The sequence below is a fragment of the Antrihabitans cavernicola genome (assembly GCF_008297975.1).
In the GTDB taxonomy this organism is placed as follows: Bacteria; Actinomycetota; Actinomycetes; order Mycobacteriales; family Mycobacteriaceae; genus Antrihabitans; species Antrihabitans cavernicola.
The window spans coordinates 230,376-245,364 of the sequence record NZ_VLNY01000007.1 but is presented as its reverse complement, the minus strand read 5'-3'; the positions used below and the strand labels follow the sequence as shown (position 1 = coordinate 245,364).

Genomic DNA, 14,989 nt, shown 5'->3' with positions numbered 1-14,989 from the left:
AACGGATGCTACCGGGAATCCGCCGAAACCTCGCCCGCCAGCGCAAATAGTCCATTTTCGGTCTGCTCGACCAACCCGTCGACGAGCAGCGAATCGAGCGCTCGGTCGCGCTGCGCGGGGTCCTGCAACCACACGACGTCGAGACGCGCTCGCTCCACCGGCGAACTGCTTTCTCGCAGTACATCCATCAGCCGGCCGCGAACCTGCCTGTCCGTTCCGGCGAACTTCTGGACCGTTCGCGCAGGGCCGTCGTATGCGGGTCGGCCTGCCGCCACCCACGCGCAGGTCGTCAACGGGCAGATCGAACATTTTGGGTTACGCGCCGTGCACACGGTGGCGCCGAGTTCCATCAGGGCAGCCGAATATTGCGCGGCACGTGCTCGATCGCGCGGCAGCAACGCCGCTACATCGGCCAGATCGCGAGTCGTCGACGGATTGCCCGCCTCCGCGCTGCCGTGCACAGCGCGCGCAACCACTCGACGAACGTTCGTGTCCACAACGGGAACTCGCTGACCGTAGGCGAAGCACGCCACCGCACGCGCGGTGTAGGCGCCGATTCCGGGTAGTCCGAGCAGCACCTCGACGTCGGTGGGCACCACATCGCCGTGCTCGGCAGCCAATACGCCTGCGCACTCGTGTAGTCGCAGCGCTCGCCGCGGATACCCCAACTTCCCCCACGCGCGCAGCACCTCCGCCTGCGACGACGCCGCCATCGCGGACGGAACGGGCCATCGCTGGACCCACAGCTCCCAGATGGGTGCCACTCGAGACACCGGGGTCTGCTGCAGCATGATCTCGCTCATCAGCACCTGCCAGGCGCTTACTCCTTCGCGACGCCACGGCAGGTCGCGGGCGTTCTCGCGGTACCAGGCCGACAGGGTGGAGACAGATACCGTCACGCGCTCACACCCTCTCCGACCTGCAATTTCGTCCGCGCGCCGGAAGCCGACTCGCTGGTAACCTCGTCCATTGTGCAAAATGGCAGCATGCCGAATTCGAATCCGATCAGCGCTTGGAAGTCCCTGCGAGATGGCAACGATCGGTTCGTGTCCGGCTCGCAGCAGCATCCTAGCCAGGGCGTCGCGCGGCGAGCAGAGCTCGTCGGCGGCCAGCATCCGACTGCGATCGTCTTCGGCTGCGGCGACTCCCGCGTCGCCGCGGAGATCATCTTCGATCAAGGCCTCGGCGACATGTTCGTTGTCCGTACCGCGGGCAACGTGATCGACGAATCGGTGCTCGGCTCCATCGAATACGGCGTGGCCGTGCTCGACATCCCGTTGATCGTGGTGCTCGGCCACGACAGCTGCGGAGCGGTCAAGGCCAGCATCGATGCGCTCGACACCGGCAACGTGCCCGGCGGCTTCATCCGCAGCATCGTCGAGCGCGTGACGCCCTCGATTCTCGCCGGCCGCCGCGAAGGCCTGTCGTCGGTGGACGATCTGGAAGGCAGGCACGTCGCCGAGACGGTGAATCTGCTGGCTCAGCGTTCGCAGATCGTTGCCGAACGAGTCGCGGCGCACTCGCTGGCGATCGTGGGCGCGACCTACAAGCTCGCAGACGGGCGAGTCCAGCTGAACGGATCACTTGGCGACATCGGGGAATTCGTCAGCTGAGGTGTGACGCGGTTCCCCGCCGACACGCCGACGCTGGTCAGCCACCGGTAGCGCGCGTACACATACCGTGGATGCGTGCTGGAACCGAACGGACCGCTGCCTCCGGAAATCTATTGGCGTCGTCGAGCGCTGGCCATCGGTGTCGGCTTGGTCGCCCTGCTGGTGTTGATCTGGATCGTCACATCACTGCGCGGCGGCGGCGACTCGTCGGACACCACCGCTGCAGCGTCGAGTTCCTCGCTCTCCGCGACCTCCACGGCGGCGGCATCGGGCAGTTCCAAGGCAAGTTCGACGAGCGAACCCAGCGGCTCCAGTGCGGCTGAATCGACCAGCGGCGATTCCACGTCGGCGACCGAAAGCGGCTCGGGCGCACCGACGACACCGGCTTCCGGAGCTCCCGCTGTCCCGCCCGGCCAGTGTCCCGATCAGTCGTTGGCCCTGAAGGCCACCGTCGAGCAGCCCACGTATCAGGCGGGTCAGGAACCGGTCTTCGGCATCGTCATCACCAACATCTCCACCGCGGCGTGCGCCCGTGACCTCGGCGCAGGTCTGCAGCAGGCGCTGGTGTACTCGCTGGACGGCTCGCAGCGGCTGTGGTCCAACGCGGACTGCTACCCGAACGCCACCCCCGACATGAGGACGCTTGCCCCTGGCCAGCAGGCCGCGTTCACGGTCAAATGGTCCGGCACCAATTCGGCGCCCGATTGCGCGGGCGAGCGCACACCGGTGCCGCCCGGCGCCTACACCGTGGTTGCCCAGCTCGGCGCGCTTCGCAGCGCACCCGAACCGTTCAACATCGCCTAGTGTCCGCAGTTCTCTTCGACTTCTCCGGGACTCTGTTCCGGCTGGAAGAGAACGAAACCTGGCTCGACGGGCTGACCGACGACGCCGGTTGTCCGCTCGACTTCCATCAGCTTGCCGAGCTGCTGAGAAGGATGACGGCACCGACTGGGCAGTCCGTGGAACTCGATCCGGACAGCCAATATGCCTGGGACAACCGAGATCTCGACCCAGCGCTGCATCGTCGTGCATATCTGGAGATGCTGAGCCGGTCCGGTGTCTCCAGTGTCGCGCAAGCCGAGGGTCTCTATCGACGACTGTCCGATCCGGGGGAGTGGTCGCCCTACCCGGACACGGGTGAGGTACTGAAAACGCTTGCGGGCGAGGGTATTCGAATTGCGGTGGTCAGCAACATCGCGTTCGATATCCGCCCGGCGTTCCGCGATCGAGGGTGGGACGGCTACGTCGACGAGTTCGTGTTGTCCTTCGAAGTCGGCGCGGTCAAGCCGGACCCGCAGATCTTTCGCATCGCACTCGACCGGCTCGGTGTGCTGGCCGCGGACGCATTGATGGTCGGCGACAGCGCCGAGGCCGACGGTGGTGCAACAGCGGTCGGCTGCGACTTCGCGCTGGTGCAGCCGTTGCCGATCGCGGAACGGCCGAACGCATTGCTCGCCGCGGTGGCGCGCTAGTCGAACGGTCCCGTGATACTCGCTTCTGCCAAGCGGGACAGGCCTTCTCGGATGTGGCGCGCCCAGGTGTCGCCGATACCGTCCACGATCTGCAGGTCGGCCGATGTTGCGGCTAGCAAACCCTGCAGGGTCCCGAACGAGTCCACCAGGTTGTCGATCTGCTGCGGCTGCAGGCGGGGAATCCTGGCGAGCACCCGGTAGCCGCGCGGGCTCATCGGGGTATCCATCGCTTCGATCGTCGGCGGATACCCCAGCACGTCGGCGAGCGTGGTCAAGTCGAGGAGGTCGGCGCCGGACAGTTCGTCGACCAACTCCAGTGCGCGGTCCACGGTCTCGGCGCTAGGCGCGGCCGAGCCTTCCAGGTAGTCGCGCACCAGCAGCCTGCGGGCGCCGTCGTTGTCGCCGACCAGTTCCTCCAGTTGCAGCACCAACTGACGACCGTCCGTTCCCAACTCCAGTACGTCCTGCTCGATCTCGGTCGAGATGCGCCGCACCATTTCCAGCCGCTGAACCGCAGTCAACGCCTCTCGCAGCGTGACCGTGTCTTCGATCTCCACCACAGAGAGCTGCCGGGTGACGTCGTCGAGGCGGGCTTTGTAGCGTTCCAGGGTCGCCACCGCCTGGTTGGCGCGCGACAGAATGGTCGGCGAGCTCGCGATGACATGGCGCAAACCGGCGACATACACGCTGACGATGCTCATCGACTGGCTCACGGACACGACGGGGAAACCGGTCTGCACGGCAGTGCGTTCGGCGGCGCGGTGGCGGGTTCCGGATTCGACGGTGGGGATGGTCGGATCTGCCACCAGCTGCACGTTGGCGCGCAAGATTCGCTTGCCGTCGGTCGAAAGCACAACGGCGCCATCCATTTTCGACAACTCGCGGAGGCGGGTCGGTGCATAGGCCACATCGAGTTCGAAGCCGCCGTCGCAGATCGCCTCGACGGTGTCGTCGTAACCGAGCACGATCAGTCCGCCGGTGCGACCGCGCAGAATTCGTTCGAGTCCCTCGCGCAGCTCGGTCCCCGGTGCCAGGCGGGCAATGGCATCGCGGAGCGCGCCGGGTGGATCGTAATCGGGGTCGGAATGATCCAGCGCGACAGCGTCGTCCATCCCACCCTCATCTCTCGCCGATTCCGCGTTTGCGGTATCAGGTTACCCACCGATGCCGACACCGGCTGCAATCGGACAATTCTGGCGTCAGCGCACGATCGCAGGCCGGGCCATCGCCCGCAAGGCATCGCTCACGTTGGACACCTCGGTCACCTTGATCCCCGGCGGAGGAGTTCCCGACTTCGGTGGAACGACAGCACGGGTGAAGCCGAGTCGCTGTGCCTCGGCAAGCCTGCGGGTGATGCCGCCGACGCGTCGAACCTCGCCTGCCAACCCCACCTCGCCGATTGCGACCATGCCGGTGGGCAACGCCCGATCGTCGCGTGCCGAGGCGATGGCGATGGCCAGAGCCAGGTCGGCGGACGGGTCGGTCATGCGCATCCCGCCGACCGTTGCGGCATAGACCTCGAACTTGCCTACCGTGATACCGCAGCGACTTTCGAGGACGGCGAGGACCATGGCAACGCGGTTGTAGTCGAGCCCGCTGACGGCACGTCGCGGTGTCGGCATGTGAGACACGGTGAGCAGTGCCTGCACTTCACCGAGCAGCGGTCGCTTGCCATCCATCGTGACGGTGACCGCCGTGCCGGGAACCGACTCGTAACGATGCTGCAGAAACAGCCCGGACGGATCCGCTATCCCTTCGATGCCGTCTTCTTGCAGCTCGAAACAGCCGACCTCGTCGGATGCGCCGAATCGGTTCTTCACGCCGCGCACCATTCGCAGGGTGCTGTGCCGGTCGCCTTCGAAATGCAGAACGACATCCACCAGATGTTCCAGTGTCCGCGGACCCGCGACGGCACCCTCCTTCGTGACGTGCCCGACCAGCAGAACCGCGATGCCGCTGGCCTTGGCCAGCGACGTCAGCGCGGTCGTGATCGCACGGACCTGCGTGACACCGCCGACCACACCGTCGACGTCGGTTGCGGACATGGTTTGGACGGAGTCGACGACAAGCAAGGTCGGCCGCACCTGTTCGACGTGCCCCAGCACCGTCGCGAGGTCGGATTCGGCAGCCAGGTACACGCGTTCGTGCACGGCACCGGTGCGATCGGCGCGCAGCCGAACCTGGCCCGCCGATTCCTCACCGGTGACGTAGAGCGAACGATCGGATTCCGAACGGCGAGCCCACTGATGCACTACCTCCAGCAACAGCGTCGACTTGCCGACGCCCGGCTCGCCTGCGAGCAGCACCACCGATCCCGGCACCAATCCGCCGCCGAGCACACGGTCGAGTTCGGGAACACCGGTGGGGTTGGCATGCGTGGCATGTCCGTCGACCTGAGTGATCGGAGTGGCCGGTGTCGACGGGAGCATCGCCGCCCGCTGCCCACCGCCCTTGACCTGCGCGGCTGCCAACATGGGAGCCTCGTCCACCGATCCCCATGCGCCGCAATCGGGACACTTCCCAACCCACTTCGCCATCTCGTGATGACACGACGAGCAGCGATAGCTCGACTTCAGTTTGACCACACCAGCACCCTATTCGCAGGCTACGACAAACTCGGCGCGTCAGGCTCCGACGTACGCCGCAAGATGCTTGCCGGTGAGGGTCTTCTTGTTGGCGATCAGTTCGGCAGGCGTGCCTTCGAAAACCACCTTGCCGCCATCGTGCCCGGCGCCCGGTCCGAGATCGATGATCCAGTCGGCATGGGCCATGACCGCCTGGTGATGCTCGATGACGATCACCGACTTTCCACGATCGACCAACCGATCGAGCAGGCCGAGCAGGTTCTCCACGTCCGCGAGATGCAGGCCGGTTGTCGGCTCGTCGAGAACGTAGATGTTGCCCTTGTCGCCCATCTGATTCGCCAGCTTGATTCGCTGCCGTTCACCGCCGGACAGTGTGGTCAGCGGCTGGCCGAGGCTCAGATAGCCGAGCCCGACGTCGGAGAGGCGCTCCAGAATCTTGTGCGCCGCAGGAATTTTCGCGTCATTGAGGAAAAACTGCTCCGCCTGTGCCATCGACATCGCGAGCACTTCAGCGATGTTCTTTCCGGCCAGCTTGTACTCCAGGACGGCCGCCTGGAATCGCTTGCCTTCGCATTCCTCGCACGGTGATTCGACGGTCGCCATGACGCCGAGTTCGGTGTAGATGACGCCGGCACCCTTGCAACTGGGGCAGGCACCTTCGGAGTTGGAACTGAACAGAGCCGGCTTGACCCCGTTTTCCTTCGCGAAAGCCTTGCGGATCGGCTCGAGCAGGCCGGTGTAGGTGGCGGGGTTACTGCGCCGCGAGCCGCGGATCGCGCCCTGGTCGATCGTGACGACGTCGTCGAGCGGTGACACCGAACCGTGGATCAGCGAGCTCTTGCCGGAACCTGCGACTCCCGTGACGACGCACAGCACGCCGAGCGGGATGTCGACGTCGACCTTCTGCAGATTGTGATCGGTTGCGCCGCGGATCTCGAGTACCTCTGTCGCGGTGCGTACCTCGTCCTTGACCGTGGTGCGGTCGTCGAGGTGGCGTCCGGTGAGGGTCTTGCTCTTGCGCAACTCGGCGACCGTGCCCTCGAATACGATCTCGCCACCTTCGGTGCCTGCGCCGGGACCGAGGTCGACGACGTGGTCCGCGATGGCTATCGCTTCCGGCTTGTGCTCGACGACCAACACCGTGTTGCCCTTGTCGCGCAGTTGGAGCAGCAACTCGTTCATCCGTGCGATGTCGTGCGGGTGCAGTCCGATGGTCGGCTCGTCGAACACGTAGGTCACATCGGTCAGCGACGAACCTAGGTGCCGAATCATCTTGGTGCGCTGCGCTTCACCGCCGGACAAGGTGCCCGCAGGGCGGTCCAGCGAGAGGTAGCCGAGGCCGATGTCGGCGAACGAGTCGAGCAGGTGCTGCAAGCCCTTGACCAACGGAGCCACGGAGGGTTCTTTCAAAGCCCGCACCCAATCAGCAAGATCGCTGATCTGCATCGCACAGAGGTCGGCGATGTTGCGGCCCTTGATCTTCGACGCCAGCGCGTGCTCGGCGAGCCGCGTGCCCTTGCACTCGGGGCAGGTCTGGAAGGTGATGACCCGTTCCACGAAGGCCCGGATGTGCGGCTGCATCGCCTCGACATCCTTGGACAGCATCGACTTCTGGATCTTCGGGATCACGCCCTCGTAGGTGAGGTTGATGCCCTCGACCTTGATCTTGGTCGGCTCCTTGTAGAGCAGATCGTTGAGCTCTTTCTTGGTGTACTTCTTGATCGGCTTGTCCATGTCGAAGCCGAAACCGGAGAAGATGCGGCCGTACCAGCCGTCCATGCTGTAGCCGGGGACCGTCAGCGCGCCCTCGCTGAGCGATTTCTCCTCGTCGTACAACGCCGTCAGATCGAAGTCGCTGACCGCGCCGGTGCCTTCGCAGCGCGGGCACATGCCGCCGAGATAGACCGTGTTGCGCACGACGTTCTTCTCGGTCCTGCCGGACCGCTCGCGGCTCGCTACCCCGCTCGCGGTGATGGTCGGTACGTTGAACGAGAACGCCTGGGGGGACCCGATGTGCGGTGTGCCGATCCGGCTGAAGAGGATCCGAAGCATCGCATTCGCGTCGGTTGCCGTGCCGACGGTGGAGCGCGGATTCGAACCCATTCGTTCCTGGTCGACGATGATCGCCGTTGTCAGGCCGTCCAGATAGTCGACTTCCGGGCGGGCAAGGTTCGGCATGAAGCCCTGCAGAAAGGCGCTGTACGTCTCGTTGATCATGCGCTGCGATTCTGCGGCGATGGTCGCGAACACCAAGGAGCTCTTGCCTGATCCCGACACGCCCGTGAAGGCGGTCAGGCGACGCTTCGGGATCTCGACGCTGACGTCTTTGAGGTTGTTCTCGCGTGCGCCCTGCACCCGGATCAGATCGTGAGTATCGGCGATGTGCGGGTCGGACGCCTGAGTGGTCTTCTTCGTGGCCATGCGCTTACATGCCTCCATCTTTGCCATGGGCCGAGCGTGAATTCACGCTAGCCGCGCCTGCGGTGTAGGCGCTTCTCGATTCCTGATCGATCCGATGTGCGGAGAAACGACTGTGCCCGCAGCAGATGGAGATGCTGCGGGCACGGGGTCGAGCAAGTGTTCGTCGAGCGGTCAGTTGCCGCCTTCCGGCGTGCTTTCGCCGCCTGGCGTGTTTCCGGCCTCGGTGTAGCCGCCATGGGTCGGTGCGGCCTCGGAGTCGGACTTCGACTTGTCCGACGAATGGCGCGCGGCGTCACCCGCGTCGACCGGCACCGAAACCGTGACGTCGCCGGCCCGCTTGAACGAGAAGGTGATCGGCACGGTGAGCCCCGGGCTCACGTCCTGCTTCAGGTCGGTCAGTTCCACCAAGACGGGATCGGCCTCGGGGTCGTCGGCGGACTGCAGTTGGTCGGTCGGAGCGTCGGATTTGTTGGTGTTCGCGACCAGTACGCCGCCGCCAGGAACCTCGGTGCGGTTCTGGGGGGTGATGGTCACCGTCGCGTTGTCCGTGGTGATCTTCAGGATCTGATCCGGCAGGGAGGCGCTGTTGTTGGCAGCGACGAACGCGAGTGCTGCCTTGCCACCCTTCTTGTTCGTGTATTCCTGCGAATCGGGGTACAGCACATGCACATTGCGCAGCGCGATCGACCCGACGTTTGCCTGATTGCCATTGACGGCCGGCACCTGCAGCGCCGTCTGCGAGATCTGTCCTGCGCCGCAGCCGGCCAGTGCCAGCGCTGCGCCGGCGGCAAGCGCTACAGCGACGACGACTCGACGATCTGTCGCTCCAAAAACAGTCACGGGTTCCTCCATCGAGTCTTCAGCGATAGATGACAGCACTCTCAACTAGGCAGAGTAGTAGTCACGCGTGAAGCGTAAGCGCCTGGGTTCACGGAACAGGTACGAATGCGGCCAACAAGACGTGTCGCGGAACACGTTTCGGCCCAGCTCGATGCATGTATCTTGCGTCCTGTCAACCCCTTGAATCAGGCGGCAATGCCCCTGACCTGCACCGTTGATCGCGGCCCGGTTCCGGCGCGTGTTAAACTGGCTACATCGAAAGGGGCACCGAACACATGATTTTCAAAGTCGGAGACACCGTCGTTTACCCCCATCACGGAGCGGCGTTGATCGAGGCAATCGAAACTCGCACCATCAAAGGTGAACCCAAGGAGTATTTGGTTCTCAAGGTCGCCCAGGGCGATCTGACAGTTCGCGTCCCAGCCGACAACGCCGAATACGTAGGTGTTCGCGATGTCGTCGGTCAAGAGGGACTGGACAAGGTCTTCCAGGTTCTGCGCGCACCGCACACCGAAGAGCCCACCAACTGGTCGCGTCGTTACAAGGCCAACTTGGAGAAGCTGGCTTCGGGCGATGTGAACAAGGTTGCCGAGGTCGTTCGCGATCTGTGGCGTCGTGAGCAGGATCGTGGGCTGTCCGCAGGCGAGAAGCGCATGCTGGCGAAGGCTCGGCAGATTCTTGTCGGCGAGCTGGCTCTTGCCGAGGGCACCGACGAGGCCAAGGCTGACACCATTCTCGACGAGGTTCTCGCCGCCGCTTCCTAGTCCCCGCAGGGCTGGTACGGACAGGTTCATGTCGTGAGCAGCGCAGCAACCGAATTTGTTGTTGCGCTGGTTCCGGCTGCCGGTAGGGGCGTCCGCCTGGGTGAATCGACCCCCAAGGCGTTCGTTCCTGTAGCGGGCATTCCCATGATTCGCCGAGCGGTCGACGGTTTGCTCGCATCGGGTGCCGTCCACCGCGTCGTCGTCGTTGTGCCGGCGGAGTTGGTCGAGTTGGCCGCGACGCTGTTGCCCGACGGAGTTCAGGTGATCGTCGGTGGTGCCGAGCGTCTCGATTCGGTGCGAGCCGGTATCGACGCGGCTCCCGATGCTGATCTCTACCTCGTCCACGATGCGGCGCGTGCCCTGACGCCGCCCGCCTTGATCGCTCGCGTCGTCTCCGAACTACGCAATGGTCGATCGGGCGTCGTCCCCGCGCTGCCTGTCACCGACACCATCAAGTCGGTCGATTCTGCGGGTCGGGTCACCGGGACTCCCGCACGTGCCGATCTGCGTGCCATCCAGACGCCACAGGGCTTTGCCGCAGACGTGCTGCGACGCGCCTACGACGGCGTCGTCGAAGGCGATCTTGCTACCGATGACGCGGGACTTGTCGAGCGACTCGGCGAGCAGGTAGCCACTATCGTCGGCGACCCGCTGGCATTCAAGATCACCACCCCACTGGATCTCACGCTGGCGAACGCGCTGGCACGCGAGGAAGGCTGACATGCGCGTCGGAATCGGCAGCGACGTCCATCCGATCGAGGTCGGCAGGCCGTGCTGGATCGCCGGGCTGTTGTTCGAGGACGCCGACGGCTGCGAGGGGCACTCCGACGGTGATGTGGCCGTTCATGCGCTGTGCGACGCGCTGCTGTCCGCTGCCGGACTCGGCGACCTTGGTTCGGTGTTCGGGACCGGACGACCGGAATGGGACGGCGTGAGCGGCGCGGCGATGCTGACCGAGGTGCGCCGCCTGCTCGACGAGAACGGGTTTGCAGTCGGCAACGCCGCGGTGCAGGTGATCGGCAACAGGCCGAAGATCGGACCGCGACGAGCCGAGTCGCAGGACGTGCTGTCCGGTTTGGTGGGTGCACCGGTATCGGTGTCGGCCACCACCACCGATGGACTCGGGCTCACCGGCCGCGGCGAAGGGATCGCCGCGATCGCCACCGCTTTGGTCAGCTCGTCGGAAACGTCCAGGTAGGATCGCACGTCGTGACCCTGCGCCTTTTCGACACCGAGACGCGGACCCTGCGTGACTTCACGCCGCTGGTCCCCGGCCATGCTTCGGTGTATCTGTGTGGGGCAACGGTTCAGGGCGAACCGCATATCGGCCATGTGCGCAGCGGCATCGCATTCGATGTGCTGCGCCGGTGGCTGCTCGCCCACGATTACGACGTTGCGTTCGTTCGCAATGTCACCGACATCGAAGACAAGATTCTGACCAAGGCCGCCGAGGCGGGCAGGCCCTGGTGGGAGTGGGCGACCACGTACGAGCGTGCCTTCGACCGCGCGTACTGCCAACTCGGTGTGCTGCCGCCGTCGGTGGAGCCGCGGGCAACCGGCCACATCACGCAGATGATCGCGATGATGAACCGGCTGATCGACAACGGTCACGCGTACGCGTCCGAGGGCAACGTCTACTTCGATGTGCTGAGCTATGCGGACTACGGACATCTGTCCGGGCACCGGCTCGACGACGTGCACCAAGGCGAGAGTGCGGGCGAAGGGAAGCGGGACGCCCGCGACTTCACCCTGTGGAAAGCGGCCAAGCCAGGCGAGCCGTTCTGGCCGACGCCGTGGGGACCTGGCCGACCGGGTTGGCACCTCGAGTGCTCCGCGATGGCCGAGACCTATCTGGGACCCGAGTTCGACATCCATTGCGGTGGTTTGGATCTGGTGTTCCCGCACCACGAGAACGAAATCGCGCAGGCCAAGTGCTCGGGCGATCCGTTCGCGCGCTACTGGCTGCACAACGGCTGGGTGACCATGGGCGGCGAGAAGATGTCCAAGTCGCTCGGTAACGTTCTCTCGATTCCGAACGTCCTGAAAAATGTTCGGGCACAGGAACTTCGCTATTACCTGGGTAGCGCGCACTACCGGTCGATGCTCGAGTATTCGGACAACGCTTTGGAAGTCGCAGCGAAGTCGTATCGCAGCATCGAAGCGTTCGTGCTCAAGACCCGCGATCGCGCCGGTGACGTTCCTGTCGGGAAATGGTCGGACGAATTCGCGCAGGCACTCGACGACGATCTGGCAGTTCCCAAGGCGCTTGCGGCAATTCACGGTGCGGTCACCGAGGGCAACAAGGCGCTCGATGCGGGTGACGTGGCGGCGGCGGCCGAAATCGCGGGCAGCGTGCGCGCGATGCTGGGAATCCTCGGCGTCGATCCGCTGGATCCCCAGTGGGAGTCGAAACAGGATTCGACCGACGCCAACGCTGCACTCGATGTGCTGGTGAAGGCAGAACTGCAGCGGCGGCAGCAGGCGCGCGCGGACAAGAACTGGGCTGTAGCCGATGAGGTTCGGGATCGCTTGGCAGAGGCGGGTGTCGAGATTACGGACACAGCAAACGGACCTGAGTGGTCTCTGAAGACAGGGAACTGATGGCAGGCAATTCGAGTCGGCGCGGAGCAATTCGTAAGGGCGGCAGCAAGAAGGGGCAGGTCGTCGGGTCCGGCGGCCAACGTCGCCGCGGTCTCGAGCCTCGTGGTGCAACCCCGGCCGCCAAGGATCGCAGCTACCACCCTGCCGCGAAGCGGGCCCGTGCTGAAGCGAAAGCCAAGACGACGGGTGGCCAGCGCGGTGGGCGTCCGGCAGGTCGCAAGAACGACGACGGGCCGGAGAACGTGCTCGGCCGCAATCCTGTCGTCGAGTGCTTGCGTGCGGGTGTGCCCGCGACGGCGCTCTACGTCGCGGTCGGCACCGAGAGCGACGAGCGGCTGACGGAAAGCATTCAGCGCGCAGCAGATTCGGGTATCGCCATCCTCGAGGTGCCGCGCACCGACCTCGACCGGATGAGCGCCAACGGGTTGCATCAGGGTGTGGCGCTGCAGGTCCCGCCGTACCGCTATGCCCATCCCGACGACCTGCTCTCCGGAGCGCGGACCGCCGCGGAACCGGCACTGCTGGTCGCGCTGGACAACATCACCGATCCGCGCAACCTCGGTGCCGTCGTCCGTTCGGTCGCCGCGTTCGGTGGCCACGGTGTGGTGATTCCTCAGCGTCGCAGCGCGAGCGTTACGGCTGTCGCTTGGCGGACCAGTGCGGGTGCAGCGGCTCGACTGCCCGTCGCGCGTGCCACCAACCTGACTCGAACGCTGAAGGATTGGGCCGACAAGGGAGTACAGATCATCGGCCTCGATGCCGACGGTGACACCACCCTCGACGATTACGACGGTAGCGGTCCCGTGTGCGTGGTCGTCGGGTCCGAAGGCAAGGGCCTGTCCCGCCTGGTGCGCGAGACGTGCGACAGCATCGTGAGCGTTCCGATGGCAGGCTCGGTGGAGTCGCTCAATGCCTCCGTTGCTGCCGGCGTCGTGCTCGCGGACATCGCTCGCCAGCGCCGTCGGCTGTAATCAGGTCAGCGGCAACGACATCAGCGCAGCGAGCCGATCGGCTGCCATTGCTGTGGCGTCGTTGGCGCGCAGGCGATTTCCCAGCACGATCGCGCGCTCGCGGTAGCTCGACGTACCGAGAAGCTGGGTCAGCGCAGTCCGGATCGCCTCGGGGGTCGACTTCTTCGGTAGCGTGATGCCTGCGCCCGCAGCCGCGATCGTCTTGCCCACCATGGGCTGATCGAGCATCGGGTGCATGGGCAGCACCAGCATCGGCAGGCCATGTCCGAGTGCGCGGAACGTGGTTGCGTGCCCGCCGTGACCGATGACGGCGGAGCAGGTCGGCATCAACTCGTTGTGCGGAACGTACTGTTGCACAGTCGCGTTCGATGGTGCGACGAACTTCGACGGATCGGCCGCCGGGCCTGTGGTCATCGTCAGATCGAGGTCCATTCCGTCGACTGCGTCCAGAATGTTCTGCAGCACCGCGTCTTGGCCCGGAAAGTTGGTGGTACTGAGGCTCGCGAGCACCCTGGGCCGTTCCGGTGCGATGGCCGATTGCGTGGCATCCTGAATTGCGCCGGTCCACGCCAGATAGTCGACGCCCGTGCGGTTCCTCGCCGGATCCAGTTCGCGCTCCGAGCAGACGAGGGCCAGGTCGGCTTGTCTCCAGAGTCGTTGGGCGCCCATGCCTTTCATCCTGCCGACAATGCCGATCGGACCGTGGCGCCACGAGCCGTCGAAGTACGCGTAGAAGGTGTGAAACAGTGCGGCGTGGCGTAGTCCGGCTCGGCTCGCGGCATCGAGCGCGTTGAGCAGCATGCAGTCGATGACGACGATGACGACGATGTCGGCGCGCTCGGCTCGGACGGCATCGAGCAGGTCGGCACCGATCCCTCTGTCCGTCATGACGCCGATCAGCCGGCGTAGACCGGTCGCTGTGGTCTTCTGAGCAGTCGGATCCCACGGCGGCGAGTGTCGATACGGAATGAACTGCAGCCCAGCGGCTTCGACCGCGCGGCGTTGCGGCTCGTGACCGAGCATCCGGACCCGGTGGCCGCGTCGTAGGAGTTCGGATCCGATGCTCAGCGCCGGCGGTAGGTTACCCCCGGCATCCAGCGTGACGAACAGAACGTCGGACATGTCGATCACCCTTTCAATAGCGATGTGACCAGCTGCTGCATGCGGCGCTGGGTGGCCGCTCGACTCAGCCCGCGGTCGCGACGCAGCAGTTTCCACGTGTAGACGTCGGTGGCAACGACCAGGAGATCGATGACTTCGGACGTGTCCGATCGACCTTGGTTCTCGATCAGTGATTCGAATACACCGGACACCCACCTGCGGTGGAGATCGCGGCCGGCATCGGTGATCGCGCGAACCCGCTCGTCCCAGCTCTCTTGGCAGAGCAACCGAATCACTGCGTCGCCGCGCTTTTCGTAATGATCGAGAAGAACCTTCAGCGCGGCTTCGGGGTCGCCCGGGGTGGTGGCACGTTCGTCGTCGACCTGGGCCACCGCATATTCCACGGTTGCATCCAACAATCCGTCTCGACTGCCGAACTGTCGCAGGATGGTCTGGACGCTCACACCTGCCAGTTCGGCAACGTCGAGGAGAACGATCGCCGCGATGGGCTTGGTTTCGGAGGCTGCGTAGGTCGCCTGCAGGATCCGCTCGCGAGTCTGATTCGTCGCGTCTGCGCGAGCACGCATGGTGTACTGCCGGGTCGTTTTCATGACAACGACA

The 14,989-nt window shown here is 65.0% G+C and carries 15 protein-coding genes; 8 read left to right on the top strand and 7 right to left on the bottom strand.

Annotated features, from left to right (window positions below; genetic code table 11):
• Window positions 1-8: 8 nt before the first annotated feature.
• Window positions 9-899, bottom strand: a complete 891-nt coding sequence (locus tag FOY51_RS16770; protein ID WP_187776358.1) for an iron-sulfur binding domain-containing protein — start codon at window positions 897-899, stop codon at window positions 9-11.
• An 87-nt stretch (window positions 900-986) separates the two neighbouring features.
• Between FOY51_RS16770 and FOY51_RS16765 the strand changes: the two genes are divergently transcribed.
• The 3 genes from FOY51_RS16765 to FOY51_RS16755 all read left to right on the top strand — a co-directional run bounded on the left by FOY51_RS16765 (window position 987) and on the right by FOY51_RS16755 (window position 3,085).
• Complete coding sequence (locus FOY51_RS16765; RefSeq protein WP_149431389.1) at window positions 987-1,613, top strand: carbonic anhydrase; 627 nt, start codon at window positions 987-989, stop codon at window positions 1,611-1,613.
• Between the two features lie 75 nt (window positions 1,614-1,688).
• On the top strand, window positions 1,689-2,417 hold the full coding sequence (locus FOY51_RS16760) for a hypothetical protein (RefSeq protein WP_149431388.1): 729 nt from the start codon (window positions 1,689-1,691) through the stop codon (window positions 2,415-2,417).
• A complete protein-coding gene (locus FOY51_RS16755) occupies window positions 2,417-3,085 on the top strand; it encodes an HAD family hydrolase (protein ID WP_149431387.1) in 669 nt (222 codons plus the stop codon). The genes FOY51_RS16760 and FOY51_RS16755 overlap by 1 nt, the downstream gene beginning before the upstream one ends.
• On the opposite strand, the gene disA is transcribed toward FOY51_RS16755, so the two are convergent.
• The 4 genes from disA to FOY51_RS16735 all read right to left on the bottom strand — a co-directional run bounded on the left by disA (window position 3,082) and on the right by FOY51_RS16735 (window position 8,931).
• Window positions 3,082-4,197, bottom strand: coding sequence for a DNA integrity scanning diadenylate cyclase DisA (gene disA / locus FOY51_RS16750; RefSeq protein ID WP_149431386.1), 1,116 nt, complete (start codon window positions 4,195-4,197; stop codon window positions 3,082-3,084). The two genes, FOY51_RS16755 and disA, sit on opposite strands and share 4 nt — an antisense overlap.
• Window positions 4,198-4,284: 87 nt before the next feature.
• The gene (radA, locus tag FOY51_RS16745; protein ID WP_149431385.1) at window positions 4,285-5,670 is read right to left on the bottom strand and encodes a DNA repair protein RadA; all 1,386 of its coding nucleotides are present in this window, start codon (window positions 5,668-5,670) and stop codon (window positions 4,285-4,287) included.
• A gap of 39 nt (window positions 5,671-5,709) precedes the next feature.
• Window positions 5,710-8,091, bottom strand: a complete 2,382-nt coding sequence (locus FOY51_RS16740) for an ATP-binding cassette domain-containing protein (protein WP_149431460.1) — start codon at window positions 8,089-8,091, stop codon at window positions 5,710-5,712.
• Window positions 8,092-8,262: 171 nt separating this feature from the next.
• On the bottom strand, window positions 8,263-8,931 hold the full coding sequence (locus tag FOY51_RS16735; protein WP_235916410.1) for a copper chaperone PCu(A)C domain-containing protein: 669 nt from the start codon (window positions 8,929-8,931) through the stop codon (window positions 8,263-8,265).
• Window positions 8,932-9,206: 275 nt separating this feature from the next.
• On the opposite strand from FOY51_RS16735, the gene carD reads away from it, so the two are divergent.
• The 5 genes from carD to rlmB are packed head-to-tail and all read left to right on the top strand — an operon-like array spanning window position 9,207 to window position 13,267.
• The gene (carD, locus tag FOY51_RS16730; protein ID WP_068423143.1) at window positions 9,207-9,695 is read left to right on the top strand and encodes an RNA polymerase-binding transcription factor CarD; all 489 of its coding nucleotides are present in this window, start codon (window positions 9,207-9,209) and stop codon (window positions 9,693-9,695) included.
• 33 nt (window positions 9,696-9,728) lie between these two features.
• On the top strand, window positions 9,729-10,415 hold the full coding sequence (gene ispD / locus FOY51_RS16725) for a 2-C-methyl-D-erythritol 4-phosphate cytidylyltransferase (protein ID WP_149431384.1): 687 nt from the start codon (window positions 9,729-9,731) through the stop codon (window positions 10,413-10,415).
• Between the two features lies 1 nt (window position 10,416).
• Window positions 10,417-10,893 (top strand): 2-C-methyl-D-erythritol 2,4-cyclodiphosphate synthase, encoded by a 477-nt coding sequence (ispF, locus tag FOY51_RS16720; protein WP_149431383.1) that lies wholly within the window; start codon window positions 10,417-10,419, stop codon window positions 10,891-10,893.
• An 11-nt stretch (window positions 10,894-10,904) separates the two neighbouring features.
• Window positions 10,905-12,296, top strand: a complete 1,392-nt coding sequence (gene cysS, locus FOY51_RS16715; RefSeq protein ID WP_149431382.1) for a cysteine--tRNA ligase — start codon at window positions 10,905-10,907, stop codon at window positions 12,294-12,296.
• Window positions 12,296-13,267 carry a 23S rRNA (guanosine(2251)-2'-O)-methyltransferase RlmB gene (gene rlmB, locus FOY51_RS16710; protein ID WP_149431381.1) on the top strand — a complete coding sequence of 324 codons (972 nt, stop codon included), beginning with the start codon at window positions 12,296-12,298 and terminating at the stop codon, window positions 13,265-13,267. The genes cysS and rlmB overlap by 1 nt, the downstream gene beginning before the upstream one ends.
• On the opposite strand, the gene FOY51_RS16705 is transcribed toward rlmB, so the two are convergent.
• On the bottom strand, window positions 13,268-14,389 hold the full coding sequence (locus FOY51_RS16705) for a glycosyltransferase (RefSeq protein ID WP_149431380.1): 1,122 nt from the start codon (window positions 14,387-14,389) through the stop codon (window positions 13,268-13,270).
• A gap of 5 nt (window positions 14,390-14,394) precedes the next feature.
• A complete protein-coding gene (locus FOY51_RS16700) occupies window positions 14,395-14,979 on the bottom strand; it encodes a TetR/AcrR family transcriptional regulator (RefSeq protein WP_149431379.1) in 585 nt (194 codons plus the stop codon).
• Between the last annotated feature and the right edge of the window lie 10 nt (window positions 14,980-14,989).